Origin of the sequence: Streptosporangium pseudovulgare, assembly GCF_014648055.1 — a bacterium.
GTDB classification, from domain to species: domain Bacteria; phylum Actinomycetota; class Actinomycetes; order Streptosporangiales; family Streptosporangiaceae; genus Streptosporangium; species Streptosporangium pseudovulgare.
This window is the reverse complement of the sequence record NZ_BMQJ01000002.1, coordinates 150,747-175,478: the sequence shown is the minus strand read 5'-3', so window position 1 is coordinate 175,478 and position 24,732 is coordinate 150,747. Positions and strand designations below refer to the sequence as shown.

20 protein-coding genes are annotated in these 24,732 nt (G+C 71.4%); 9 read left to right on the top strand and 11 right to left on the bottom strand.

Annotated elements, in window-relative coordinates; genetic code table 11:
- The first annotated feature begins 9 nt into the window (after positions 1–9).
- A complete protein-coding gene (locus tag IEZ10_RS04645; protein WP_189245213.1) occupies positions 10–615 on the top strand; it encodes an arsenate reductase/protein-tyrosine-phosphatase family protein in 606 nt (201 codons plus the stop codon).
- On the opposite strand, the gene IEZ10_RS04640 is transcribed toward IEZ10_RS04645, so the two are convergent.
- The 5 genes from IEZ10_RS04640 to IEZ10_RS04620 form a co-directional block, all read right to left on the bottom strand.
- The gene (locus IEZ10_RS04640; protein WP_189245212.1) at positions 593–1,975 is read right to left on the bottom strand and encodes a tyrosine-protein kinase domain-containing protein; all 1,383 of its coding nucleotides are present in this window, start codon (positions 1,973–1,975) and stop codon (positions 593–595) included. The genes IEZ10_RS04645 and IEZ10_RS04640 overlap by 23 nt on opposite strands.
- A 4-nt stretch (positions 1,976–1,979) precedes the next feature.
- The gene (locus tag IEZ10_RS04635; protein ID WP_189245211.1) at positions 1,980–3,020 is read right to left on the bottom strand and encodes a glycosyltransferase family 4 protein; all 1,041 of its coding nucleotides are present in this window, start codon (positions 3,018–3,020) and stop codon (positions 1,980–1,982) included.
- Entirely contained in the window at positions 3,017–4,006 is a 990-nt protein-coding gene (locus tag IEZ10_RS04630; protein WP_189245210.1) for an NAD-dependent epimerase/dehydratase family protein, read from the bottom strand. The genes IEZ10_RS04635 and IEZ10_RS04630 overlap by 4 nt, the downstream gene beginning before the upstream one ends.
- Before the next feature lie 73 nt (positions 4,007–4,079).
- Positions 4,080–5,027: an NAD-dependent epimerase/dehydratase family protein gene (locus IEZ10_RS04625; RefSeq protein ID WP_189245209.1), complete on the bottom strand. Its 948-nt coding sequence runs from the start codon at positions 5,025–5,027 to the stop codon at positions 4,080–4,082.
- Positions 5,024–6,178 carry a glycosyltransferase gene (locus IEZ10_RS04620; protein ID WP_229810956.1) on the bottom strand — a complete coding sequence of 385 codons (1,155 nt, stop codon included), beginning with the start codon at positions 6,176–6,178 and terminating at the stop codon, positions 5,024–5,026. Before IEZ10_RS04620 ends, IEZ10_RS04625 begins: the two co-directional genes overlap by 4 nt.
- A gap of 626 nt (positions 6,179–6,804) precedes the next feature.
- Between IEZ10_RS04620 and IEZ10_RS04615 the strand changes: the two genes are divergently transcribed.
- The 5 genes from IEZ10_RS04615 to IEZ10_RS04595 all read left to right on the top strand — a co-directional run bounded on the left by IEZ10_RS04615 (position 6,805) and on the right by IEZ10_RS04595 (position 14,238).
- A complete protein-coding gene (locus IEZ10_RS04615; RefSeq protein ID WP_229810955.1) occupies positions 6,805–8,982 on the top strand; it encodes a hypothetical protein in 2,178 nt (725 codons plus the stop codon).
- Positions 8,983–9,130: 148 nt separating this feature from the next.
- A complete protein-coding gene (locus tag IEZ10_RS04610; RefSeq protein WP_189245206.1) occupies positions 9,131–10,261 on the top strand; it encodes a glycosyltransferase in 1,131 nt (376 codons plus the stop codon).
- A gap of 149 nt (positions 10,262–10,410) precedes the next feature.
- Complete coding sequence (locus tag IEZ10_RS04605; RefSeq protein ID WP_189245205.1) at positions 10,411–11,664, top strand: hypothetical protein; 1,254 nt, start codon at positions 10,411–10,413, stop codon at positions 11,662–11,664.
- A gap of 86 nt (positions 11,665–11,750) precedes the next feature.
- Positions 11,751–12,890 (top strand): glycosyltransferase, encoded by a 1,140-nt coding sequence (locus tag IEZ10_RS04600; RefSeq protein ID WP_189245204.1) that lies wholly within the window; start codon positions 11,751–11,753, stop codon positions 12,888–12,890.
- A 43-nt stretch (positions 12,891–12,933) separates the two neighbouring features.
- Positions 12,934–14,238 (top strand): lipopolysaccharide biosynthesis protein, encoded by a 1,305-nt coding sequence (locus IEZ10_RS04595; RefSeq protein WP_189245203.1) that lies wholly within the window; start codon positions 12,934–12,936, stop codon positions 14,236–14,238.
- A 23-nt stretch (positions 14,239–14,261) separates the two neighbouring features.
- Here the strand turns inward: IEZ10_RS04595 and IEZ10_RS04590 are convergent, their stop codons facing one another.
- The gene (locus IEZ10_RS04590) at positions 14,262–15,398 is read right to left on the bottom strand and encodes a glycosyltransferase family 4 protein (protein ID WP_189245202.1); all 1,137 of its coding nucleotides are present in this window, start codon (positions 15,396–15,398) and stop codon (positions 14,262–14,264) included.
- A gap of 18 nt (positions 15,399–15,416) precedes the next feature.
- Complete coding sequence (locus IEZ10_RS04585; protein ID WP_189245201.1) at positions 15,417–18,503, bottom strand: DUF4082 domain-containing protein; 3,087 nt, start codon at positions 18,501–18,503, stop codon at positions 15,417–15,419.
- Positions 18,504–18,803: 300 nt separating this feature from the next.
- Between IEZ10_RS04585 and IEZ10_RS04580 the strand changes: the two genes are divergently transcribed.
- Genes IEZ10_RS04580 through IEZ10_RS04570 form a run of 3 tightly spaced genes read left to right on the top strand, consistent with a single transcriptional unit; the run spans position 18,804 to position 21,116 of the window.
- The gene (locus IEZ10_RS04580) at positions 18,804–19,820 is read left to right on the top strand and encodes a glycosyltransferase family 2 protein (RefSeq protein ID WP_189245200.1); all 1,017 of its coding nucleotides are present in this window, start codon (positions 18,804–18,806) and stop codon (positions 19,818–19,820) included.
- A gap of 50 nt (positions 19,821–19,870) precedes the next feature.
- Positions 19,871–20,593, top strand: coding sequence for a WbqC family protein (locus IEZ10_RS04575; protein WP_189245199.1), 723 nt, complete (start codon positions 19,871–19,873; stop codon positions 20,591–20,593).
- 10 nt (positions 20,594–20,603) lie between these two features.
- Positions 20,604–21,116: a GNAT family N-acetyltransferase gene (locus tag IEZ10_RS04570; RefSeq protein ID WP_189245198.1), complete on the top strand. Its 513-nt coding sequence runs from the start codon at positions 20,604–20,606 to the stop codon at positions 21,114–21,116.
- A 72-nt stretch (positions 21,117–21,188) separates the two neighbouring features.
- On the opposite strand, the gene IEZ10_RS04565 is transcribed toward IEZ10_RS04570, so the two are convergent.
- The 4 genes from IEZ10_RS04565 to IEZ10_RS04550 all read right to left on the bottom strand — a co-directional run bounded on the left by IEZ10_RS04565 (position 21,189) and on the right by IEZ10_RS04550 (position 24,694).
- Positions 21,189–21,920, bottom strand: a complete 732-nt coding sequence (locus IEZ10_RS04565) for a class I SAM-dependent methyltransferase (RefSeq protein ID WP_189245197.1) — start codon at positions 21,918–21,920, stop codon at positions 21,189–21,191.
- A 139-nt stretch (positions 21,921–22,059) separates the two neighbouring features.
- The gene (gene rfbB, locus IEZ10_RS04560) at positions 22,060–23,034 is read right to left on the bottom strand and encodes a dTDP-glucose 4,6-dehydratase (RefSeq protein WP_189245196.1); all 975 of its coding nucleotides are present in this window, start codon (positions 23,032–23,034) and stop codon (positions 22,060–22,062) included.
- Positions 23,031–24,098 (bottom strand): glucose-1-phosphate thymidylyltransferase, encoded by a 1,068-nt coding sequence (locus IEZ10_RS04555; RefSeq protein ID WP_189245195.1) that lies wholly within the window; start codon positions 24,096–24,098, stop codon positions 23,031–23,033. The genes rfbB and IEZ10_RS04555 overlap by 4 nt, the downstream gene beginning before the upstream one ends.
- Entirely contained in the window at positions 24,095–24,694 is a 600-nt protein-coding gene (locus IEZ10_RS04550; RefSeq protein ID WP_268246276.1) for a GtrA family protein, read from the bottom strand. Before IEZ10_RS04550 ends, IEZ10_RS04555 begins: the two co-directional genes overlap by 4 nt.
- Positions 24,695–24,732 lie beyond the last annotated feature (38 nt).

The window sequence follows — 24,732 nt, the reverse complement described above, 5'->3', positions numbered from 1 at the left end:
CTCATGACGGTGGGGGAACGTACGAACGGTGACGATGCCGCGGGCGATGCCGGGTTTCACATCCTGTTCGTGTGCACGGGCAACATCTGCCGCTCCCCGGTGGCGGAGCGGCTGGCCAGGTCGGTCCTGGGACCGGCCTCACCGATCCGGGTGAGCAGCGCGGGAACCCACGCCGAGCCGGGAGGCCGGATGGCCGGACGCGCGCGGGAGTCACTGGTCCGGCTCGGCGGTGATCCCGGCGGCTTCGCCGCCCGGCCGCTCACCCCCGAGCTGGTGGCCGCCGCCGATCTCGTGCTGACCGCCGCCTCCGAGCACCGCGCCCGGGCGGTGCAGCTGCTGCCCGCGGCCGCCACGCGGGCCTTCACCATCGCCGAGTTCGGGGTCCTGTCCGGAGCCGTGCCGCCCGGGACGGTCCTCCGCCACCGGGACCCCGTACGGCGGGCGCGCACACTGGTCGCCGAGGCGAGGGCCCTGCGCGGGCTGGTCCCGGTGGAGCGGCCCGACATCCCCGACCCCCACGGCGGTTCCCGGCGGGCCCACAGGACGGCGAGCCGGAGGATCGCCGAGGCGCTCGCCGTCCCGCTCCGGTTGCTCACACACCCACGGGAGTCTTGACCTCGGTGTTCGTCCCGGGTTCGTAGCCGTAACCGTAGCCGTAGCCGTGGTAGTTGCTCCTCCTGACCGGGACGAAGTTCAGGACGGCCCCCACCAGGCGGGCGTTGATCGACGACAGCAGTTCCACGGCGCGGACGAGGTGCTCCCGCCGGGTCCTGCCGTACCGCGCGATGAGCAGCGCGCCGTCACAGATCGCCGCGAGCGCCGCGGCGTCGGTCACGGGCAGCAGCGGCGGCGCGTCGATGATCACCATGTCGTGGCTCTCCATGAGCTGGCCGAGCAGCGTGCGCATCGCCTGCGAGGCGAGCAGCTCGCTCGGGTTCGGCGGGATCTGACCGCTCGGCAGGACCGACAGGCCCGGCTCCCCCCAGGTCTGGACGACGTCCCGCAGCGCCGTCTTCCCGATCAGCACGTCCGTGAGGCCGGCCGCGCCCTCGATGCCGAGGTAGTGCGGGATGCGCGGGCGGCGCAGGTCGCCGTCCACCAGGATCACCCGCCAGCCGGCCTGCGCGAGTGTGATCGACAGGTTGGTGGCGATCGAGGACTTCCCCTCGCCCGGCAGGCAACTGGTGACCACCAGTGACCGGGGCTGCCGGTCGACGCCGATGAACTGCAGGTTGGTGCGCAACGAGCGGAACGCCTCGGCCCTGGACGAGCGGCCGCGGTCGCGGACGATGAGAGGCTGGCGCCGCGCGTTCCGCTCGTAGCCGATGGTCCCGAGGATCGAGCTCTTCGACGTCAGCCGCAGCACCTCGTGTGTCTTGACGGTCGTGTCCAGGCGGTCACGCAGGATGATCGAGCCGACGGAGAGGAACAGCGCGGCCACCAGGGCGAGCGCCAGGTTGACCAGCGGCCTGGGGCTGACCGGCTCCGTGGGGACGTCCGCCGGGTCCACCATGGTCACCCTGACGACGGAACGCCCGGGGGAGATCGGCCGCTCGATCTCGCTGATCAGCTTGGGGAAGCCGGTTCCCAGGGCGTTGGCCAGCCGCGCGGCGCGCACGGGGTCGGTGTCGGCGACCGTGGCCCGGATGAGCACCGTGGCGGGGATGGACTCCGCGGTGATGTTCTCCTGGAGGCGCCGGACGTCACCGCCTTCGGCGATCCTGTCGAGCATGCGGCGGCTGGTCAGCAACCGGGCGTACGACTGCACCCGCTGCTGGGACAGCATCCCCGCCTGGTAGGCGGTGGAGAGGCTGCCCTCCCGGTCCTCGCTGTAGACCATCATGGAGATCGTCGCCGTGTACTTGGGCGGGGTGTTCGCGGTCACGGCGAGCGCCGTGGGGACCGCGATGACCAGTGCCAGCAGGATGAGCAGCCAGTTCCTGCGTGCGAGCCGTACGTAGTAGAGCAGTTCCACCGGTCTATCGCCGCCTTTCCAGGATGGTCGCCGGGCGGCTGCGCGCCCGGTCGGAGGAGTAGACCCGCACTCGTTGCGGCAGGCCGATGAGGATGAGGACGGCCCCGACGGCGGCGACGGCCACGGTGAGCGGCGAGATCCAGTTCAGGGCCGTCGCCAGGCCGAGCACGCCGGTGAGAGCCGCCATGAGGGCGAGGACGGCGGCCGTCGCCCTCGTGCCGAGGCCGATCCGGCGCAGGCGGTGGGACATGTGGTCGTTGCCGCCCCGGAGCAGCGGGCGGCCGGCCAGCTGGCGTGACAGGAGCACGACCCCGGTGTCGACGGTTGCGACGAAGGTCGACAGCAGCAGGCCCGCTATCACCGCGCCCGTCCCCTTCCCGGTGACCAGCAGGGCGGATGAGCAGGCGAAGACGAATCCGATGAACAACGATCCGGAGTCCCCCATGAACACCTTCGCCGGCGCCCAGTTGTGCGGCAGGAATCCCAGGCTGGCCAGGGCCAGGGTCACCAGCAGCACCCCGGCCGCCGGTTGGGCGCACACGAAGGCCGTCCCCGCCAGGCAGGCCGCACCGGCCGCCGAGATGGCGCCGAGGGCGCCGTCCATGTTGTCGAGCAGGTTGAACGAGTTGGTGATCACGACGATCCACAGCACGGTGAGCGGCCCGTCCGCCCACGACTCGGTCAGGGACGCCTGAACCCCGCCCACCACGACCCCGGTGGCGGCCACCACCTCGACGGCCAGCCGGATGAGCAGGGAGAGCGGCGAGAAGTCGTCGACCAGGCCCAGGAACGCCACGGCGGCGGCCGCGAGCACGATCGCGGTGACCCGGACGTCGTCCAGGCCCACCACGGCGGCGAACGGGACGATCGTGCCCAGCATGATCGCCACGCCGCCCAGGTAGGGGATCGGCCGCTCGTGCGTCTTGTAGCCCCCCGGGTGGTCGGTGATGCCCCAGCGCAGTGCGAGACGCCCCAGCGGCCGGGTGGACACGGCGGTCAGCAGGAAGGCCGCCACCCCGGTGCCGAGGACGGTGACGCCGTTCACCGCGGCGACGTCGCCAGATCGGCGCGGGCCTCGGCGACGGTGTCCGTGAGGATGTCGTCCAGCGACAGCCGGGGCACCCACCCGGTGAGCGCGCGGAGCCTCGTGGTGTCGGGGACCCGGCGTTCCATGTCCTCGAAGCCCGCCTCGTACGCCTCGGCGTACGGGATGAGGTCGATCCCGGACGTGCTCCCGGTGAGCTCGATGATCAGCTTGGCGAGTTCCAGGATGCTCACCTCGTCGCTGGCACCGACGTTGAAGGTCTGGCCGATCGCGTCCTCGTGGTCGAGGAGCCGGAGCAGCGCGTTGACCACGTCCTTGACGTGGGCGAAGCACCTGGTCTGGGTGCCGTCGCCGAAGACCGTGAGCGGGGCGCCGCTGAGCGCCTGCCTGACGAGGCGGGGGATGACCATGCCGTAGGCCGGGCTCTGCCGCGGCCCCACCGTGTTGAACAGCCTGACGATGACCGTCGGGAGGTCGCGCTCCCTGTGGTAGGCGTTGGCCAGGATCTCGTCGACGGCCTTGGCCGTGCTGTAGGCCCATCTGACCACCGCCGGGCTGCCCAGGATGCGGTCGGAGAGCTCGTGGAGCGGCCCGCTGGAGTTCTTGCCGTAGATCTCACTCGTACTGGTGATCATGATCTTTTTCCGGTACCGGTGCGCGGCCTCGATGACGTTCTCCGAGCCGCGGATGTTCGTCGTCAGGCATCTCAGCGGCTGCTCGACGATCAGCTTGACGCCGACCGCGGCCGCCAGGTGGACCACGACGTCGCAGCGGTGGACCAGCTCGTCGACCACGAGTTCGTCCAGCACCGACCCCTGCACGAAGTGCAGGCGGGGATGCGGCCGGAGGTTGTCCAGCCGCCCGGTCGACAGGTTGTCCAGGATCATGACGGAGTCACCGCGGGCGAGCAGCGCGTCGGTGAGATGCGATCCCACGAACCCGCTGCCGCCCGTTATCAGATAGGTGCTCCCGGTTAGCTTGCTCACGGCTTCCCCTATTACGCGCTGGAGAGATTTCTATGGCCGAGGGGAGAAGGGTGGATCGGGTGCGTGCGCCGGGTCATGCCCCGGTGGGCGGGACCGCCGCCGGCTCGAACCAGGCCGCCGTCATGCGGAGCCCGTCTTCGAGCGGCACCGGCCGCACATCGGGGAACAGGTCGCGCAGCAGGTCGGGGGAGGCCTGGGACTCCCGGATGTCGCCCGTCCTGGGCGGCAGGAAGTCCGCCTCGATCGGCCTGTCCAGGACCTCGGAGAGGAGCCGCCTCAGGTACAGCAGGGAGACCCGGGTCCCGAAGGCGAGGTTCACCGGCCTTCGGCTCGTGACCCGGCGGACGGCCGCGTCGACGAGGACGTCGGTCACCGACCCCACGTAGGTGAAGTCCCGCGCCTGGTTCCCGTCACCGTGGATCGACACCGGACGGCCGCGCAGGGCCGCGGAGACGAACGCCGGGATGACGGCCGCGTAGGCGTGGTCCGCGGCCTGCATGGGGCCGTAGACGTTGAAGAACCGGAACGGCAGGACCGGCAGGCCGTAGCTTTCGGCGTACGCCAGGGCGTAGGCCTCGGCGGCGAGCTTGCTCGCGCCGTACGGGCTGAGCGGCCGGGTGGGGAGGTCCTCGTGCTTGTACGGCTCCGGCCGGTTCCCGTACACCGAGGACGACGAGGCGAGGATCACCTGTGGCGCCGTCTCCCGGCACGCCTCCAGGACGTTGAGGGTGCCCGTGGCGTTGACGGTGTGCGAGGCCACGGGATCGGCCAGGGACCGGGGCACCGAGGGCCGCGCGGCCAGGTGGATCACCGTGGTGGCGTCGGCGGCGAGGTCGGCCAGGAGGTCCCGGTCCAGGATGCTGCCCTTCACGAACTCCACCCCGACGCCGTCCAGGTTGGCGAGGTCTCCGCTGCTCAGGTCGTCCAGCACCGTGACGCGTTCGACCTCCGGCCGGGCGGTGAACGCCCGGCATGTGTTCGCGCCGATGAAGCCGGCGCCGCCCGTGACCAGGATTCTCATCTGTTCGTCCCCTTCGAGGTATGGCGGTACCGGGACGCGCCGCGCAGCGACCGGTAAAGGGCTTCGGTGTCCGCGACCAGGCGTTCCACCCCGAACGAGGCCGTCGTCCACCGGCGGGCCGACTCGCCCATCCGGTGCGCGAGCGCCCGGTCGGAGAGCAGCCGGACGGTGTGCGCGGCCAGTTCGCCGGCGTCGGTCGTGGCGAGCAGGCCGGTGTGCCCGTCCCGGACGACCTCGTCGACGCTCCCCACGCGGGTGGAGACGACGGGGGTCGCCGCCATCCCCGCCTCGATGAGGCTCAGCGGCGTGCCCTCGTTGTCGGAGGTCAGCAGGACCACGTCGGCCGCGGCGTAGACCGTCTCCACGTCCCTTCTCCATCCCAGGAGACGGACGGAGTCCCGCATGGGCCCGATGTCCTGCTCGACGTCCTTCCTGAGCTCGCCGCCCCCGCAGACGACGAACCGGCAGTCGGGGAGGCGCCGGAGAACCTCGCCGGCCACGGCGAGGAAGCGGTCGGGCCGTTTCACCCGGGTGAGCCGGCCCACGTACGCGACGACGGGCGCGTCCGGCGGCAGCCCCAGGGCGGCGCGGGCGGCCTCGCGGGTGGGGACCGGCCCCAGCCGTACTCCCGGCGCGATCACGGTGTACTGCTCCGGGCGGCCGATTCCGGCGGCGAGCAGGTCGTCGCGGACCCGGTCCCCGACGGTCACCAGCCGGTCGGACATGGGCGCCAGGAACCGTTCCGCCTGCACGTAGAGGCGGCGCCGGGCGGGGGAGAAGTAGCCGTGCAGGAGGTGACCGTGGAACACGTGCACCCGGGCCGAGCCGACGCGTGCCAGGCCGGCGGCGGTGCGCCCGAGGGCGCCGGCCTTGGCCGTCCGGGTGTGCACGATGTGCGGGCGGAACGCCCTCATGGCCCTGACCAGGTGGACCAGCGCGTGGTAGTCGTCGGACGGCCTGATGGACCGGCCCAGGCCCGGAACCTGGTGCACCGGCACCGCCACGTCCCGAAGCCGGAGATGGTCGCTCTCGCCGCCGTCGGTGTGGCCGGTGTAGAGGCGGTGGTCGAACTCCTCGGAGTTCAGCCGCTCGCACAATCCCACGACCTGGGTGGCCGGGCCGCCGACATTCATGCGCGCGATGATTTCCATGACACGAATTCGAGCGTCCGGCTTCATGCGGGCTCCTCGGTGATGGACCTGGGTCACCCGAAGAAGCTAGCTCGATGTTTGATCCGTTCGCCGCTCGTGTCGCGCTGGCGGCGAAAAGTTTCCACATTCCCTACCTGTGCATGATCAGGACGGTTAGCTCTTAGCCTTTCCCTGCAAAGCATGCGAAGGGCGAAAAAAGGGGCATAGCTATTTATTGATTCTTTCCGGGTCTTTCTTGCGCTTCATGTGCATTGCCCTGTCCGTCCCGGCGGCTCGGGCGCGGGCCCGCCGCGGAGGCCGTACCCAGGTCTTTCCGGCAGGTGACCGGCCGGTCCGGCGGGCCCCGCCCCCGGCGAGGGCCGGACCGGCGGCTCCGCATAAAGGAGTGGCAAGGACATTCTGTGCGCGAGTGTTCCCGACGCTCCGGACAAGGGCGGACCGCGAGGATTGCCCCCATGGTCAACGCTTCGCCGCCTCAGGGTTTCACGTCCGCGCCGCGCGAACCGCTGGAAGAAGCTCGAACGAGCGGGATTCCCCCGGAAAAGCGGCGTTCTCCATGGCGCCGGACGCCGGGGCGGGTTCCGGCGTTTCTGCCGGCCGTGCTACTGACCGCCTGCATGGTGGCCGTGCTGTGGATTTACGGAGTCTCCGTACGGGACATCGCGTTTTTCGGGGTCTATGTCGCGCTGTGTCTCGCGCTTCCCGGGGTACTGCTGCTCCGGGCGCTGTACAGAGGCCGCCGTACGGCGGCGGAGGAGATCGCCCTGGGCGTGACGCTCGGCTACGCCGTGGAGGTGCCCGCCTACATCGCCGCCCGCTCCCTGGGCGCGCCGCTGCTCGTCCTGGCGTGGCCGGTCACCACCTACGCGATCTTCCTCGCGGTCCCCCGGCTGCGGAGACACTGGACCGGCGCGCCCCGGATCCGTACGCCGCTCTGGTGGTCGTGGTCCCTCTCGCTGATCCTCGCGTCCCTGCTCGCCTGGAGCGCCCTCACCTTCTTCAAGTACGGCCTCACCTGGCCGCAGATCGGCGGATCCAACACCGACCTGCCGTTCCACCTGGCCCTCGTCGGCGAGGTGAAGCACCACATGCCGCCCACGGCGCCGATGGTCGCCGGGGAACCCCTCCTCTACCACTGGTTCGTCTACGCCCACCTCGCGGCGGCGAGCTGGGTGACCGGGACGGAGCCGCTGGTGCTGCTGTTCCGGCTGGCCATGCTGCCCATGCTGGCCGCGCTCGCGGTCATCCTGGGGATGATCGGAAGGCGTGTCACGGGATCGTGGGCCGGGGCCCTGCTGACCGTCACGGGAACGTTCTTCGTGACGGCCCCCGACCTCTACCTCGGCCCGAGCGTCGGGGTGTTCACCTGGAAGGTCCAGTCGTGGACGAGCCCGTCCCAGACGTTCGGGGCGCTGCTGTTCGCCCCGGTCGTCCTTCTCCTGCTCGACCTCCTGGGACGCCGGCGGCGGGGCGCCGGCAGGTGGCTGCTGCTGGGTCTCTTCCTCGTGGCCGTCATGGGGGCCAAGGCCATATACCTTCCCCTGCTCGCCGCGGGACTGGTGGCGGCGGGCACGGTCGAGGCGATCAGGCGGCGCCGGCCGCCCTGGCCCACGCTCGCCGCGCTGGGGATGACCGCGGCGTGTTCCCTCTACGCCGGCTTCGTGCTGTTCGGCCAGGCACGGCAGGGAATGGTGGTCGACCCCTTCGCCCTGATGCGCGTCACCTGGCGCGAGCTGACCGGCCTGGGGGAGACCGCCGAGCCGGCGTGGACCTCGGTGCTGGGCGTCGCGCTCCTGTACCTGATGTGCTGGGCCGTCATCTGGTGCGGGGTCCTGGGGCTGCTGGGCAGGCGGCGCACGCTCGCCGAGCCGGGAGTGGTCCTCATGCTCGGCATGGGCGCCGCCGGGCTCGGCGTGCTGTTCGTGTTCGGGCACTGCTCCATGAGCCAGGTCTACTTCCTCGGCGGGGCCTACCCCTACCTGACGGCCGTCGCCGCCTACGGTCTCGTCGTGATCGGGAGACGGGCGCGGACGTCTCCCTGGCGGGTGGCCGTCGCGGTCGCCGCCGGGCTGTCGGCCGCCTGGCTGATCCGTGTTCTCTGCGGCGTCCGGGTTCCCCTGGCCTCCGGCCAGCCGGACACCGCCCTGTACCGGCCCTACCTCGCCCTGCTGGCCGCCGTCGCCCTCGCGGTGGCGGTCCTGTTCGCCATGGGACGGCGCGGAGTCCGCCTCTGGGCTTTCGTGATCTTCGCGGTCTCCGCCGCGGGCATGCCCGCCGCCTGGGGCGCCCGCGCGCTCTCCACCGCCGGCGGCGCGGAGGGCGTCGACCGGCAGGCGGGCCGCTGGGTGCCGGTCAGCGCGGTCCCGCCGGGCGCCCTGACCGCGGGGCGGTGGCTGCGCGACCACTCGGACCCGGACGACCTGGTCGCCACCAACGCGCACTGCCGCTGGGGGTACGAGAGTCCGTGCGACAGCCGCCACTTCTGGGTGAGCGCGCTGACCGAACGGCGCGTGCTGGTCGAGGGATGGGCGTACACGACGACGAACCTGAGCCGCTGGCACCCGGGGCAGCGCTTCCAGAACCTCCCGTTCTGGGACGCCGACCGGATCCGGTCGAACGACGCGGCCTTCCGGACCCCGTCGGAGGCCGCGATCCGGTCACTGCGCGACCGTTACGGAGTGCGCTGGCTCTTCGCGGACGAGAGCCGCCTGGACCCGGGGTCCCGGATCGGGGACTTCGCGCGGCTCCGGTTCCGTTCCGGCGGCTACGCCGTCTACTCGCTGCCGGACGGCTCCGGCGCGTGACCGTCCCGGCGTCCGCGGGGGACGCGGCGGGGGACATGGACGGCGCCCGAGGCGGCGCGCCACCCCTCCGCGGCCGCGGGACGGCGTGGAACCTGACCAGGAGACCTTTGGCCCGCGGCCGCGGCCACACGGAGAGGTTGTTCGAGACATGAGAGAGCAGAGAGAGGACCCGCCCGCCCGGGGCGGCGCGGTGAGCGGCGCACACGTCTGCGAGGTGATCAAAACACTCGATGTGGGCGGCGCCGAGGTCCTGCTCGTGGAGCGGCTGCTCGCCACGCCTCCCTCGGGCAGGCGCTACACCGTCGTGTGCATGACGGCGGACACCGCGGAGCTGACCGGGCGGCTGCGAGCGGCGGGCATCCGCGTCGTCGACCTCACCTCCCGCCCCCGCCCGCTCCGCCTCGTTCATCTCGTACGGGAGGTCAGACGGCTGGAGCCCGACGTGCTCAACATCCACTCTCCCCTTCCGGCGTCGCTGCTCCGGCCGGCGTCCCGGTTGTGGAGGACCCGCCCGGTTCTGATCTCGACCGTCCACAACGTCCGGTACCGGCCCCTGACGATGGTGCTCGACCAGGCGACCGCCTGGCTGGACAGCCGGACCGTGGCGGTCTCCCCGCAGGTCGCCGCGGCGCGCACCAGCGCCCGCGCGCGGAACCTGTCCGTCCGCGTGCACGGCGTCCGGGTCGAGGAACAGCGCCGCCGGGCGCAGCGGGCGGAACGGACCAGGAGGGAGTGGGACGTTCCCGAGGGGGCCTTCCTCATCGTGCACGCGGCCAATCTCCGCCCGCAGAAGAACCACGCGCTGCTCGTCGAGGCCGCGGCGAAGGTGATCGCCCAGGAGCCGCGCGCGATGTTCCTGCTCGCCGGGTCCGGCCCGCTGCGCGCGCCGGTGGCCCAGCGCGTCGCCGAACTCGGACTGGACGGCGTGCGACTCGTGGGACACGTGGCGGAGGCCGGTCACCTGGTCGCCGCCGCCGACCTCCTCGTGCTCAGCTCCGACTACGAGGGCCTCCCGGTCGTCGTCATGGAGGCCCTCGCCGCGGGGGTGCCCGTGGTGTCCACCGCCGTCGGCGGAGTGCCCGACCTGGTGGAGCACGAGCGGAACGGCCTGCTCACCCGGCCCGGGGACCCGGACGCCCTCGCCGAGGGCATCCTGCGGGCGATGCGTCCCGAAGTCCACGCGCGCCTTCGCGAGGGCGCCCGCGACAGCGCCGGGCTCATGGACATCGGCCGGGCGGCGGAATGGTTCGACAGGCTGTACGACGAGGTCTGCTCGTGACCGCCGGCCACGCGCCGGGACGCCGCGGCGCCCGTCGTGAGCCTTCCGCGACCCTCCCGGTCCGCCACCCGAATCGCCTCGGGTCCCGGAGCCGGACGTCCCCGGCCGGGACCGCGCGCAGCGAGCCGACGAATACCAGGTGATCCGTCATGGAGTACATCGTCGTCGCCGTCGTCGCGGTGACGCTCATTCTCATGGTCCACGCGAGCTTCGAGGCGCGGCTGGCAGGGAGGATCCTCTCCGTGCTGATGGCCGCCTTCGTCGTCCGGCTGGCCGTCAACGTCCTGGTGACGCGGTCCGGCTTCATCGACTACGGCGGGGACAACCTCTACTACGAGGCCAAGGCCGTGGAGATCGCCGAGTACTGGAGACACCACGGGGTGCAGTTCGTCAGTTCCGAGCAGGTCGGCCCCATATATTCCATCTCGGTGCCCTGCCACCTCTTCGCGATCGTCGTGTACCTGTGCGGCGGGCGGGCACCGCTGGCGTGCACGGCCGTCGTCGCGCTCATCGCCTGCGGGCTGTGCGTCGTCATGTACAGGTTCGCGCGGCTCGTCGGCGCCGACGAGCGCGCGGCGTTCCGGCTGCTCGTCATCACGGCCTTCCTCCCGGGGTTCCTGCTGCACACGTCCGACACGTTCAAGGACGGTCTCAACGCGTTCCTCGTCCTGGCCTGCCTCGCCCTCGCCGCCTCGAACATGCAGCGGTTCGGCATGCGCAAGCTGTTGCTGCTCACCCCGCTGCTGTGGGCGCTCTGGCACGTGCGCCCGTACATGGTGTTCATGTGCGGCCTGCCGCTGCTCCTCGGCGTCGCCCGGATCAGGCGCGCCGTCTCCCCGCGGACCCTTCTCGTCGTGGCCGCGCTCGCCGTGCCCGTCCTGGTCGCCGTCCAGGGCACCGGCGAGCTTCCCGCCGCCGAGATCCTGCAGGAGCAACTGGAGCGCGGCCAGTCGGCACAGGTCCGGTTCGCCAACGCGGAGGGCGGCTCGGGGGTGGTCTTCGAAGACGACGGCGACGCCTGGAACGCGCTCGGCCCGAAGATCGTCTACACGGTCCTGGCCCCGTTCCCCTGGATGTCCGGCAGCCTGGCGCTGCAGTTCGGGAAGGTGGACACCGTGCTCTGGTACTACCTCCTCTACTGCGCGGCCGAAGGGTTCCGCCGGCTGTGGCGCTACGACCGGAGAATGCTGCTGATCATCATGCTCTTCGTCATCCCGGGCACGGTCGCGTACGCGACCACCATGTCGAACATAGGTCTCATCTTCCGCCAGCGCATGCCCATCGTGATGGTCACGAGCCTGCTGTCCGCGATCGCGTGGACCAGGACGCCGTTCCGGGAGGACGATCCTCCCGCCCAGGCCGCGGACGCGGCGGCGTCCGCCGCCCCGGGCTCACGGACATGAGCTCCTCCCCGGGCCCGTCGCGGGGTGCGACGGCGCCTCCCGCGAAAGAAGCGAAGGTCGATGTCGTTCCGAGCGAAGGGCCTGTCATGGCGGTGGAAGACGAAGCCGATGTTCAGCGTGTCGTACTCGTCACGGGGCACCTGGGGCTGGGAGGCGCGGAGAAACAGCTGGTCCTGCTCGCGGGGGAGCTGCACCGCAGGGGCGTCGAGACGCACGTGTTCGTCCTGTCGAAGGGCGGGCCGCGTGAGGCGGCCCTCCTCGCCGAGGGGATCGCGGTGCACCGTCTCGGCTTCTCCCGCCGGTCGCCCGGCCCGGTGGGTCTCGCCCGGAACCTGGCGGCGTTCCTCCGTCTCGTCAGGCTGCTGAGACGGCTCCGGCCCGACGTCCTGCACGGGTTCCTCTACGAGGGTTACGTCCTGGGGGCCGTCGCCGCGCGGTTAGCGCGGGTTCCGGTCGTGGTCACGGGACGACGCACACAGGGCTACCTCAAGCCGCGGCGCCCGGGGTACGTCGCCCTCGAAAGAGCCGTGACGGCCATCACCGACCAGGTCGTCGCCAACGCGGTGGCCATCGCGAAGGGCACCCGGGAGGTCGAGGGCGTACCGGCCCGCAAGGTGAGCGTGATCTACAACGGGCTTCCGGACCCGGCGTTCGACCCGGTCGAGCCGGAACACGTCGACACGGCGCTGCCCCTGATCGTGTGCGTGGCGCGTCTCAGCGAGAACAAGGGCCACCGGTTCCTCATCGACGCCGCCGCGCTGCTCTCCCGGAGCGGCCGTCCGTGCACGTTCGTGCTCGTCGGGGACGGCGCCGAGCGCCGGCGTCTTGAGGAGCAGGCGAGCGCGCTCGGGGTGGACGTCCGGTTCCTGGGATTCCGCGTGGACACCGGGGGACTCCTGGCCCGCGCCGACGTGGTTGTCCTCCCGTCGGTCTCCGAGGGGCTGAGCAACGCGGTCATGGAGGCGATGGCCGCGGGCCGGCCGATCGTCGCCACCGCGGTGGGCGGCACCCCCGAACTGCTGGAGGACCGCGGCGTCCTCGTGCCCCCCGCGGACCCGGCGGCCCTGGCCGAGGGCGTCGTCCGGCTGCTCGACGACCCCGGCCTCGCCCTGTCGCTGGGGAACGCGGCACGCGCCTGGGTGCGGAAGAACCTCGGCATGGACGTCGTCGCCGAGGAGCACATCGTCCTGTACCGCAGGCTCCTGAGGGCCCGCCGTGCGCGGTAGCCGGACACGCGACCCCGGGCGGCCCGTCCTCCCCGCCCCGGTCATGAACGAGGACCACCTCGCGAGGGTCGTCCAGACCATGGTCAGCCAGGCGCTGCCGCTCGCCCTGGCGGCGATGGCGGGGGTCTTCCTGGCACGTGCCCTGCTGCCCGAGGGCCGGGGCGTCTACGCGACGATCACGACCACCGCCGGGATGGCGATCGCCCTGGGCCACCTCTCGGTGGGAAGGTCGCAGATGGTGTTCTGGCCGGTCCGCGAACGCCGCCGGTTCCTCGCGGGCAACGCCCTGATCCTCGGACTGACCCTCGGCCTCGCGGCCGGCCTGGTCGCCCTCGGGGTCGTGCTCGCCCTCATCCCCCTCCCGGCGCCGCATCTCATGATCATGGCCCTCGCCACGGTGCCGTTCGGGGTCGCGGCGGTCAACCTCAAGGGGATCCTGCTCCTCGGGTCCCAGAACGGGCTGGTCAACCGATCGGTGGTCACGGCGGCGCTCGTCCTGTACCTCCCGATCCTGGCGCTCGCGGTCGTCGGGCGGCTCACCCTTCCGATCGTGGTCGTCTGCTGGTCGGCCTCCACGGTCGTGCCCTTCGCGCTGTTCGTCCGGTCGCTCGGCCGCTCCGCCGTACGCGGGGAGGCGGCGCTCGCCCGCGAGCAGCTCTCGCTGTCCGGCCGCTACCACATAGGGCCGGTCGCCTTCCACCTGCTGCTGACCGTCGACGTCCTGCTGCTGAACGCCTTCGTGTCACCGGCCGAGGTGGGCCTGTACACCACCGCGATGGCGTTCCTGTCCCTCGCGAGGATCCCGACGGACGCGATGGCACAGGTCACGCTGCCCCACCAGGCGGTCGAGGACGAATCGTCCGCCCAGGGGGCCACCCTGCGCACGCTCCGCCTCAACCTGCTGCTCTCCTCGATCAGCGTCGGCGCGCTGGCGGTCGCCTCGCCGACGCTGATCCCCCTGCTGTACGGCGCCCCCTTCGCGGGGAGCGTGACGCCGCTGCTCGTCCTCGCCCCCGGGATGGTCGCGTGGTCGCTTCTGCGGCCGGTCGAGCAGTACCTGGTACGGCTGCGCCGCCCCATGGCGATGGCCTCCGTCGCCGTGGGCGCCCTCGCGGCGAACCTCGGGATGAACGCCGTGCTGATACCGCGGTACGGCGCCGCCGGGGCCGCGCTGGCCTCCAGCGTGAGCTACACCGCCATGGCGGTGGCCGAGGTGCTGTGGTTCGCCCGGACGGCCGGAGCCGGTGCGCGGGACCTGCTGCCCCGGCCCTCCGACCTGCGTTCCGTGGTCTCGTTGCTCTCCTGCGCCGGGCGCGGCGTCCGGACGGTGCTCGCACGGCGGCCGTGACCGGCGGCGGGTCTCACCGGGTCTCACCGCCCGCCGCCGGGCCGTGCCGCGTCCGGGGCGGCGTCCAGAGCGGTGTCCAAGGCGACGCGGTACCACTCCTCGACCCGGCTCGCGACCGCCGGCCAGCCCAGGTCCGCCACCGCCCGCGGCCCGCGCGCGCTCATCCGGTCGCGTGCCTCCTCGTCGTCGAGCACCGCGCCGAGGGCCGAGACCAGCCCGTCCAGCGAGCCGGATTCGAACGTGCGGTAGGCTCCGCCGTCCCGGACGACCGGGTCGAGGGAGGCCTCGGACGAGAGGACCACGGGGGTGCCGAGGGCCAGCGCCTCCAGCGCCGCGGTCGGCACCCCCTCTCCCTTGCCGGGAAGGCGGCGCGAGGCGAGGACGAAGACCTGCGCCCGCCGGAGCAGTCCGTACACCTCGTCCCGGGAGAGCGGGCCGGCCAGCTCGATCGGGCCGCCCGCCTCCGAGAGCCGCGACAGCCGGCTCCGCTCCGGGCCGTCACCGGCGATGACCAGGCGGACCTCCGGCCTGGTACGGCGGACGAGGCGCACCGCCTCGATCACGAGATCGTGGTTCTTCACCGGGTCCAGGGAACCGACGCTGACGACCAGGCCCGGCTCCCGCGCCGCCGGGGGCCCGGGGCGCGGCATGCCCGCGAGGTCCAGCCCGCTCGACATGGTCAGGACGCGGCGCGGGTCGGCGCCGAGCTCCACCAGGTCGCGCGCCGGCCGGGACCCCAGGGCGATGAACGCGTCGACCGCGCCCAGCGCCCTGCGCGCCACCCGGTGGTGGCGCCGGGAGAGGGCGCCGTGCACGGTGAGCACCAGCGGCACGCCGCGTCGCCGGCAGAACGGTCCCAGGACGGCCGCCTCGACGTGGTCCCCGTGCAGGTGCACCAGATCGGCCCGGCCGGCGTGCCGCAGCGCGTGCGCCACCTCGGCCGCGAACGCGAGGACGTCGGACCTCGTCGCGAGCGCCCGGGACAGCACGGTCGGCCGGAGCGGCAGCACGGCCGCCCCCTCCGGCACGGTGCTCCCGCGCCGGAAGGCGAGCGCCACCTCGTGGCCGCGGCCCAGCTGTTCCCGGGTGAGGCAGTCGACGTGCCGCTCCTTGCCGCCCCGCTCGGGCGGCACCCGGTAGCTCACCCGGACTATTCTCATGCGCGCGCTCCGATCCGGTCACGCGAGGCGGGCGGCGGCCGGTGCGCCGGCCCCCCGCGGCGAGGGCCGGCTTCTCTCCGGCGCGGCGTCGCGGGAGCCGCCGGCGCCCGCCGCGGACGGCCCCGCGGCGTCCGGGGCGGAACTCCGGCGCGGGGCCGCCGCCGCGGCGGCGGCGGCCGGGGTCTGGGTGCCGTCGAAGAGCACGTCGACCCAGTAGTTGGCGGCCTTGTAGGTGCTGGTCGGGAAGACGTTCGTCCCGCTGTAGGTGTACACGCCGTTTCCTCCGGCCGCGCCGTCGGCGAGGGCGGTGAGCCGGCCGCGCGAGTACTGCGTGGTGAAGTACGGTCTCGTGACCGAGTAGTACCCCGACGTCGTGTGGTAGGAGATCACGTAGGTGGTGCTCGCGTCGATCGGGATGGGCGTGGGGAAGATCGCCTGCTGCCACCCGGACGCGGTCTCGCCGGTGAAGGTGACGCTCCCGAGCAGCCGGCCGTCGAGGGTCCACAGGCTTCCGGTGTGGGCTCCGGTGTTCTGCGGGCCCTTGTAGAACCTGATCCCCCTGATGAAGCCCGGTACCGACGCCTGGAACTTCAGGCCGAGGGCGACCGCCTTGGAGTCGGGCTGGGTCGGGACGGCCGGCACCGCCGTGTCGTCCCAGAGGCTGCTCGACGCCGTGAACACCACGTCGACCCATGCGTTGGTCGCCCGGTAGGTGCTGGTCGGGAAGGTGCTCACCTTGCTGTAGGTGTACAGGCCGTTGCCGCCGTCCGTGCCGTTCGCGAGCGCGGTGAGCAGGCCGTTCGAGTAGGCCTTGTTGAAGTAGTCCCTCGTCACCGCGTAGTTTCCCCTGGGCGCGAAGTAGGAGGCGACGTAGGTGATGCCGGCGCGCACCGGGACGGGCGCCGGGAAGCTCACCTGCTGCCAGCCGTCCGCCGTCTCGTCGGTGAACGTCGCGGTCGCCAGGAGCGTCCCCGTGTTGGTCCAGAGGTTGCCGATGTGCGTTCCGGTGTTGGTCGGGCCCTTGTAGAACCTGATCCCCGTGATGAAGCCCTCGCTCGCCGAGCGGAACCTGACCCCGACCTCGATTCCCACGGGGTCGTTCTTCGAGGCTTCGGCGGGTGTGGCGTCCGGCGGCCAGATGGTGCAGGGGCATCCCGCGTTGACGGTGACGTTCAGGACGGTCGGGGTCTTCTGGACGTTGCCGATGTCGTCCACCGCCCGGGACAGGATCGTCACCGGGCCGGGGGCGCCGGTCGTCCAGTCGAACCTCCAGTTCGCGCGGCCCGTCGCCTGCTGCCACGTGCCGCCGCCGTCGACCGAGACCTCGACGCCCGCCACGACGCCGCCTCCGGTGTCGACCGCCGTCCCCTGGATCGAGACGGGCGTCTGCCCCGCCACCGAGGCGCCGCTCGACGGGGAGGTGATGGCCGACGTCGGGGGGGTGACGTCCGTCGACGGGGTCGCCGGGACCAGGCCCGCCTGGAGGGACGCCGGCTGGGCCCGCATGTCGGCGAGGAGGTTGACCGTCGCCTGCTGCATCCGGATGTCCGTGGGGGTTCCGGCTCCCCGGTCGTGGTTGGCGTCCAGGCCCCACGACCACTGGATGGTCCCCGCGCCGAAGACGAGCGCGCCGCTCGTGACCTTGTAGAGCGTCAGGTGGTGCGTGGCCACCCCGGCGCCGTACGTGCCGCCGAAGTCGAGCAGGATCTGGGTGGGGTAGGCCAGCGTCGTCTGGGAGAGCTTCACCGGCCCCTGCGGGGTGGACGCGTCCTCCGGCGTCTCGTTCCACTCGTACCCCAGCGTCCCGGCGGGGAACACCGCCTGCTCACCGGGCTGGAGGGTCGCGATCGACGTGTTGCGCCAGAGGCGCATGGGGCCGTACTCCGCGGGGACGACTATCGAGTCGTTGACGTTGCCGTTGACCCGGTACAGGGTGCCGGTGACGGCGTTCTCCGGTCTGCCGCCGTTCGAGGGCGGGGAGAAACGGGGGTCCCGCCACGTGCCGGTCCACTGGGGGCTCGGGTCGATCTTGGCGTTGGCCAGGGTCTCCTTGTAGCAGACGAGCGTGCGGAACGGGACGCCGGCGCTGTCGATGCTGTTCTCCCACCTCGTCTTCCAGAAGATGTCGTTTCCGGTGAAGAAGGCGAGGTTGATGCCCGCGTCCCGGGCGTTCTGCACGTTGTCCCGCATGTCGTTGGACCAGTACTCGGCGTGGCCCATGGCGAAGAACACCTTGTGCTCCAGCAGCTCCGCGCCCCGTGAGGCGGTGTCGATGCTGGAGGTGTAGCTCACGTCGTAGCCGTTGGCCTCAAGCCACCGGACCATCGGGTACTCGGAGTCGAAGAAGTAGGTCTCCGGCCACTTGGCGCGGGTGATGACCGGGCGGTTGTAGCTGACCTTGAAGGCGCGTCCGGCGGGACTGCCCACGTACAGGCTGTTCCCGCCGTAGGTGTTGTACGCCTGCCAGGTCGCGTCGGCGGTCTGGACCAGCAGGTCCGAGCCGCCCGAGTCGTCCCGGACGACGAATATGAGCTGGCTGACGCCGCTCACCCCGTCCTCCCTGACCATGTTGGCGAGGTAGACCCCGGAGACGGCGTCACCCGGCACCGCCCAGGAGGCGGACACGCTCCAGTTGCCGCAGTCGATCAGTCCGGTCACCGCGTCGCTCAGGCAGGCCGGCTGCGTCTGGGGCAGCGGCACGGAGGGCCTGATCGTGGTGATCTTCCGCGCCCCCATGCCGCCGTAGTATCCGACGCGGTAGATGTCCATGCGGTAGGCGGCCGCGGGGGTGCTCACCTTGAACTGCGCGGTCTCCCCCTTGTTGACGCTCATCTGGACCGGGTAGCCCTGGATGTTGCTGCTGCCGGCCCCGGGCACGTTCCACTCGCTGTAGGGGTTGCCGGGGAGGCTGTTCTCCAGGCAGATCTCGGAGGTCGGGGGGCAGTCGGCCCTCGCCGCGCCCCGCTCGGCGCCCGGGGTGCGGGACTGCGCCCAGGCGGCCTGGGGCAGGCCGATCGCGGCCGCGACGCAGACGCCGAGGGCCAGTACGGCGATCGGGACCGTCCGCCGCCGTCTCGCGCCGCGTCTCTTCTCGTCGTCCCGCATGTGCAACCCCCGCTCGCGTACCTGGATGAGCCTTCACCGGTGAGGCCGGTAAGCGAAAAATAACGAGATCACCCTCTGGCCGGTATTACTGGTAGAAGCGGCGATTCCCATATTCGACGGACATCTGACGTGAAATTCCTCTGGAGCGGCGATCACCAGAAGAACCCGGTTCGTCGCGGCCCCCGGCTCGTCTTTCCGGTGATGTGAAACAACTCGGATTCATCCCGGGCTTCGCCAATATAAGGTAAATCCGAACCTGCGCTCCCGGTAAGCCGGTCCGGCATTCGTGAGACTGCTGCCATGACCCGCGTATCCGTCGTGATCCCGTGTTATCGATCGGCGCGGACGCTTCCGGCACTGGTCGGCCGCCTCCTCGCCGTTCTGCCGGACGTGGCCTCCGCGTTCGAGGTGGTGCTCGTCGTCGACGGCTCGCCGGACGACACGTGGGAAGCGGCCCAAGAGCTCGCCGACCGGCACGAAACGGTCCGTGCGCTGCTGCTGGCCCGGAACTACGGGCAGCACAACGCCCTCGTCGCCGGTATCCGCAGCGTCCGTTACGACGTCGTGGTGACCATGGACGACGATCTCCAGCATCCGCCGGAGGAGGTCCCCCGGCTCCTGGCGGCCCTCCGGCCCGACCTCGACCTCGTCTACGCGGTCCCGCGCTCCGGAACGCACGGACTCCTGCGCGACCTCGCCTCCAGATCCCTCAAGATCGGGCTCTCCGGGCGGTTCGGCGGGGAGAACAGCGGGGACATCTGCTCGTTCCGCGCCTTTCGCAGCTTTCTCCGGGAGGCGCTGGACGGGGTCACGGGACCGTACACCCAGATCGACATCGCGTTCTCGTGGGCGACCACGCGGATCGGGACCGTCCGGGTGAACATCGAGCACCGGTCCGTCGGGCACTCCAACTACACCGTTCCGATGCTCGTCCGGCACGCGATCGGCGTCCTGGTCGCCTACAGCAGCATCCCGCTCCGCCTGGTCACCTACTGCGGGCTGCTGACGGGGGTACTCGGCACCGTCCTCCTCGCGGTCTTCCTCTGGAGCTACTGGTGCGGGGACACCACGGTCAAGGGGTTCACCTCGACGGCGACCATGATCACGCTGTTCGCCTCCGCCCAGATGGTCGCCCTCGGCGTGATCGGGGAGTACCTCGGCCGAATCCACGCGGAGCGGATGGGACGCCCGACGTACATCATCCGCGAACGGTCCGAAAGTCACGGCCCCGGCCTGTCGATGACCTCCGACGCCGACGGGGGGCACCTCAGCCCACCCGGGGGCCGGCACTCACGGACGCTGGGACCCGCCCGGTGACCCCGGCGGGGACGAACGCGGTACCCGGACGGGCCGGAGGGGTGGAGCGCGTGAAACGCGTCGCGATAGTGCAGTCGAACTACATCCCGTGGAAGGGGTACTTCGATCTGATCGCCGGCGTCGACGAGTTCATCCTCCTCGACGATGTGCAGTACACCGACAGGGACTGGCGCAACCGTAACCGCATAAAGACGGCGACGGGTCCCCGGTGGCTCTCGATCCCGCTCAGGAGCGGCCCCCGCAGCCGGCTGATCAGCGAGATGACGGTCGCCGACCCGGGCTGGAACGTCGCGCACTGGCGGATTCTCGCGCAGAGCTACCGGAAGGCCCCCTGCTTCGACGAGTTCGCCCCGGTCCTGGAAAGGCTCTACCTCGAATGCGGAGGCGACCGGCTGTCCGAGGTGAACCGGCACTTCCTGGAGGGCATCTGCTCGATCCTCGGCATCGGCACCGAACTGCGCCGGTCCGCCGACTACCGCGCGGCGGGGACGAAGACGGAGCGCCTCGTCGACCTGTGCCGCAAGGCGGGCGCCACCGAGTACGTCACCGGCCCGGCCGCGCGGGCCTACCTCGACGAGGACCTCTTCCGGAGAGCGGGAATCGGCGTTCGGTGGTTCGACTACTCGGGCTACCCCGAGTACCCGCAGCTCCATCCGCCGTTCGACCACCGGGTGAGCGTCCTCGACCTCATCCTCAACACCGGGCCGAAGGCCGCCGAGCACCTGAAGACCACTCCGCCGGGCACGCCACGGCGGGCACCGGCTCGTCCCTGAGAGGAAGGTCATGGAGATCATGTTGCGGCCGGTCCGCGAGGAGGACCTGGACGCCTTCGAAACGGAACGGGCCACCCCGGAGCTCAGGGGCGAGTTCCAGTGGTACGGGCACCGTTCCCCGCACGCGCTGCGCCGGGAGTTCGCCGAGAACGGACTCCTCGCCCCCGGCTCCGGACGCCTCACCATCGACGTCAACGGCGACCCGGCCGGCTGGGTGGTGTGGTGGATGACCAGCTGGGGGCCCGACGCCACCTGCTGGTGCTGGGCGCTGGGCATCTGCGTCTTCTCCGGCTTCCGCGGCAAGGGGGTCGGCACCCGGGCCCAGGGCCAGCTCGTGGACTACCTGTTCGCCCACACCCGGGCCGAGCGCGTCCAGGCGTTCACCGACGTCGCCAACCACGGCGAGCGGCGCGCCCTGGAGAAGGCGGGATTCGAGTGCGAGGGGATCCTGCGCCGCGCCCAGTGGCGGGACGGCCGCTGGCACGACCAGGCCCTCTACTCGGTGCTGCGCCCGGCCCGGTGAGCCCGGGGGCTCCGCGTCACCGGGTGCCGCCGCGCGGCGGCACCCGGTGACGCGGACCCGGCCGGGGAGGCGTCAGCGGGGCGGGTGTCCCGCGGCAGCCCGGGGACGGTGCGCCCTCGCGATGAGGGAGACCCCGGGAAGCGACTTGACCGGCAGGTACCTCTCGGCCATGACGACGGCGCCGAGACCCATGTTGACCAGGTGCGACGTCTCCGTGACGTCGGATCCGGTGATGCGCTTCCTGCGCCAGGCGACGACCGGTCTCAGCAGGACGTTCCAGCTCCACAGGCGGTCGATGACCAGGCCCTCCCCGGTCAGCAGGGTGTTCAGGCCCTCCCGGGTGTACCGGCGGACGTGGGAGGAGGCGACGTCGTGCGCCGACCACAGGGCCATGTCGCACGGAACCGTGATCAGCGCGGTCCCTCCCGGCCGGAGCACGCGCACGATCTCGCGGACGGCCTCACGGTCCTCCCTGATGTGCTCCAGCACGTCGAACGCCAGGACGAGATCGAACCGCATGTCGGGCAGCGGCAGGTCCCGGGCGTCGGCGTGGACCGCCTGCAGACCGCGCGCGCGGGCGAGCTCCACCGCGGTCTCCGAGTAGTCCGCGGCCAGCGCGTCCCACCCGTGCCCGACGAGCACGCGGGTGTTGCCGCCCCCGGCCGCGCCGATGTCGAGCGCCCTGCCGGGCACGCCGATCCGGCGGAGCTCGCGGAGCTCACGCGCGAGGATGGCGCGTCGCTCGCGATACCACCAGTGCCGGTCCTCCACCTCGACCGTGCGGCGAATCTGAGTGGCCTCCATGGCCCACACCTTTCCGGGAACCGTACAGACGACAGGTAGCCGCGGCCTTGCCAGGCGCGCCTGGGTACCCGGGCGCGGCGGACCCGGGAGGCGTGGCCGGGGCGCCGGGGTGCCCGGCGACCCCGGCGCCCGGCGGCCGTCAGCCGGTCCTCTTCAGCGGGCGCCACCATTCCTGGTGGTCGCGGTACCACCGCACGGTCCGGGCGAGTCCCTCGTCGAAGCCGACGAGGGGCGCGTAGCCGATCTGCTCGATCTTGCCGCTGTCCAGGGCGTAGCGCCGGTCGTGCCCGAGCCTGTCCGGCACCGGCTCGACCATCTCCCAGCCCACGCCGAAGGCGGCCAGCAGGCGTTCCGTGAGCTCGCGGTTGGTCAGCTCGACGCCGCCGCCGATGTTGTAGATCTCGCCGCCCGAACCCTTGTCCAGCACGAGCTGGATGCCCCGGCAGTGGTCGTCGACGTGCAGCCATTCACGGACGTGCCGGCCGTCGCCGTACAGGGGCACCCGCCGCCCGTCGATCAGGTTGGTGACGAAGAGCGGAATGAGCTTCTCCGGGTACTGGTGGGGGCCGTAGTTGTTGCAACAGCGGGTCACCCGTACGTCGAGCCCGTAGGTCCGGTGGTAGGCGCGGCACAGCAGGTCGGCTCCCGCCTTCGAGGCCGCGTAGGGGGAGTTGGGCAGCACGGGCTCGGACTCGGTCCAGGACCCCTCGGCGATGGACCCGTACACCTCGTCGGTGGAGACCTGGACGACCGTGCGCACGCCGGTGTCGAGCGCCGCCTGGAGGAGCCGCTGCGTGCCGTGGACGTTGGTGACCACGAAGTCCTCGGGGCCGGTTATCGAGCGGTCGACGTGCGTCTCGGCCGCGAAGTTGACGATCACGTGGTGGCCGGGCACCACGTCGGCGAGCAGCCCGACGTCGGTGATGTCCCCCCTGACGAACGTGAAGCGCGGATGCCCGGCGACCGGGTGCAGGTTCGCCGGGTTGCCCGCGTACGTGAGCTTGTCCAGCACCGTCACCTGGACGTTCTCGTAGCCGGGGTACTCGCCGGACAGCAGTGAGCGCACGTAGTGGGAGCCGATGAATCCGGCGCCGCCCGAAACGAGGATCTTCATGCCCGCACCTGGATTCTGCTGTGGTCGCCGACCATGAGCTGATGTGTGTTGGGAACCCCCCTGGCCCGGCTGACCTCGACGTTCCGGCCGATCAGGGAGTAGGTGAGCCCCGGGACGCCTCTGATGGCGGAGTCCTCCAGAACTATGCTGTACTGCACGTCGGCGTTCTCCAGCACGCACCTCGCGCCGATCGAGGTGTAGGGGCCGATGTACGAGCTGATGATCTTGCTGTCGGCCCCGACGACCGCGGGCCCCCGGATCACCGAGTTCTCCACCAGCGCCCCCGGCTCGATGAGGACGCGTCCCGATATCTCCGAGAACCCGTCCACGGTTCCCCGGACGTTCGGTTCGATCGCCTCCAGGACGATGCGGTTGCACTCCAGCATGTCCTGCAGGCGCCCGATGTCCTTCCAGTATCCGCTGACGAAGTGCGAGCGGACGCGGCCGCCGTTGTCCATGAGCCACTTGATCGCGTCCGTGATCTCCAGCTCGCCGCGGGCGGAGGGCGTGATCGCCCGGACCGCCTCGTGGACGGCGGGGGAGAAGGTGTAGACCCCCACGATCGCGAGGTCGCTGCGCGGGTGCTCCGGCTTCTCCTCCAGCCCGATGATCTCACCGTCCGGCCCGAGCTCCGCGACCCCGTAGAACTGCGGTTCGGCGACCTTGGTGAGCAGGATCTGGGCGTCGTTGCCCGACCCGCGGAAGGCATCCACCAGGCCGGCGATGCCGTCCACCAGGAAGTTGTCCCCCAGATACATCACGAACGGCTCGTCGCCGAGGAACTCCCGGGCGATCAGGACGCAGTGGGCGAGGCCCAGGGGGGCCTCCTGGGGAATGTAGGTCACGTCGAGGCCGAACCGCGAGCCGTCCCCGACCGCTTCCCGGATCTCGTGAGCCGTGTCGCCGACGACGATGCCGACGCTGCGGATGCCCGCGTCCCGGATCGCTTCGAGCCCGTAGTAGAGCACCGGTTTGTTGGCGACGGGGACCAGCTGCTTCGCCGAGGTGTAGGTCAGTGGACGCAGCCTCGATCCCTTACCGCCCGCCAGAACGAGCGCCTTCATGATCCTTGGGTCCTTCCGTGAGGGATTCCTGGGCGCAGGACGGTCCGCCCGTCCGGATGTCCGTGCGGTTCCGGCGGACGGCTCGACGACGCCCTGCGTTCCGTCGAAGAGCACGGGATGCGTTTCCAGGGCCGGGCCTCCCCGCCGCCGGAGAAGGTCCAGGTCCGGTGGACGACGTAGCCCAGCGGCGGGCTCGCGATCACGATCAGGCCCTGCGCCACCAGGACCGGGGCGCCGGCGAGCTCGACCAGGAGCGGGACGCCGGCGACGGATGCCGCCAGGAAACCCAGCCCCACCGTGTAGAACCGCAGGTAACCGATGACCCACGAGCTTCCGGAGGCCCGGAAGACCACCAGCCTGTACCAGGGATAGACGATCAACGAGGTGGCCAGGTGGCCGGCCACGAGCAGGACCACGTAGGGAACCGCGCCGTCGGTGGCGAGCAGCTCCAGGCCGAGGAGGACGTGATAGATCACGGCCGTCATCGCGCCGGCCGCCAGGTATCCGGTGCGACGTCCCCCGAGCGCGGGGATCGGAGCCCGCCGTCCGGGACGCGCGGTCCCGTCGCGGGCTTGCTGACGTGCGGTTTCGACCATACGGCGGTCACTCCGAACGGTGGTCGGGAGACGGGAGC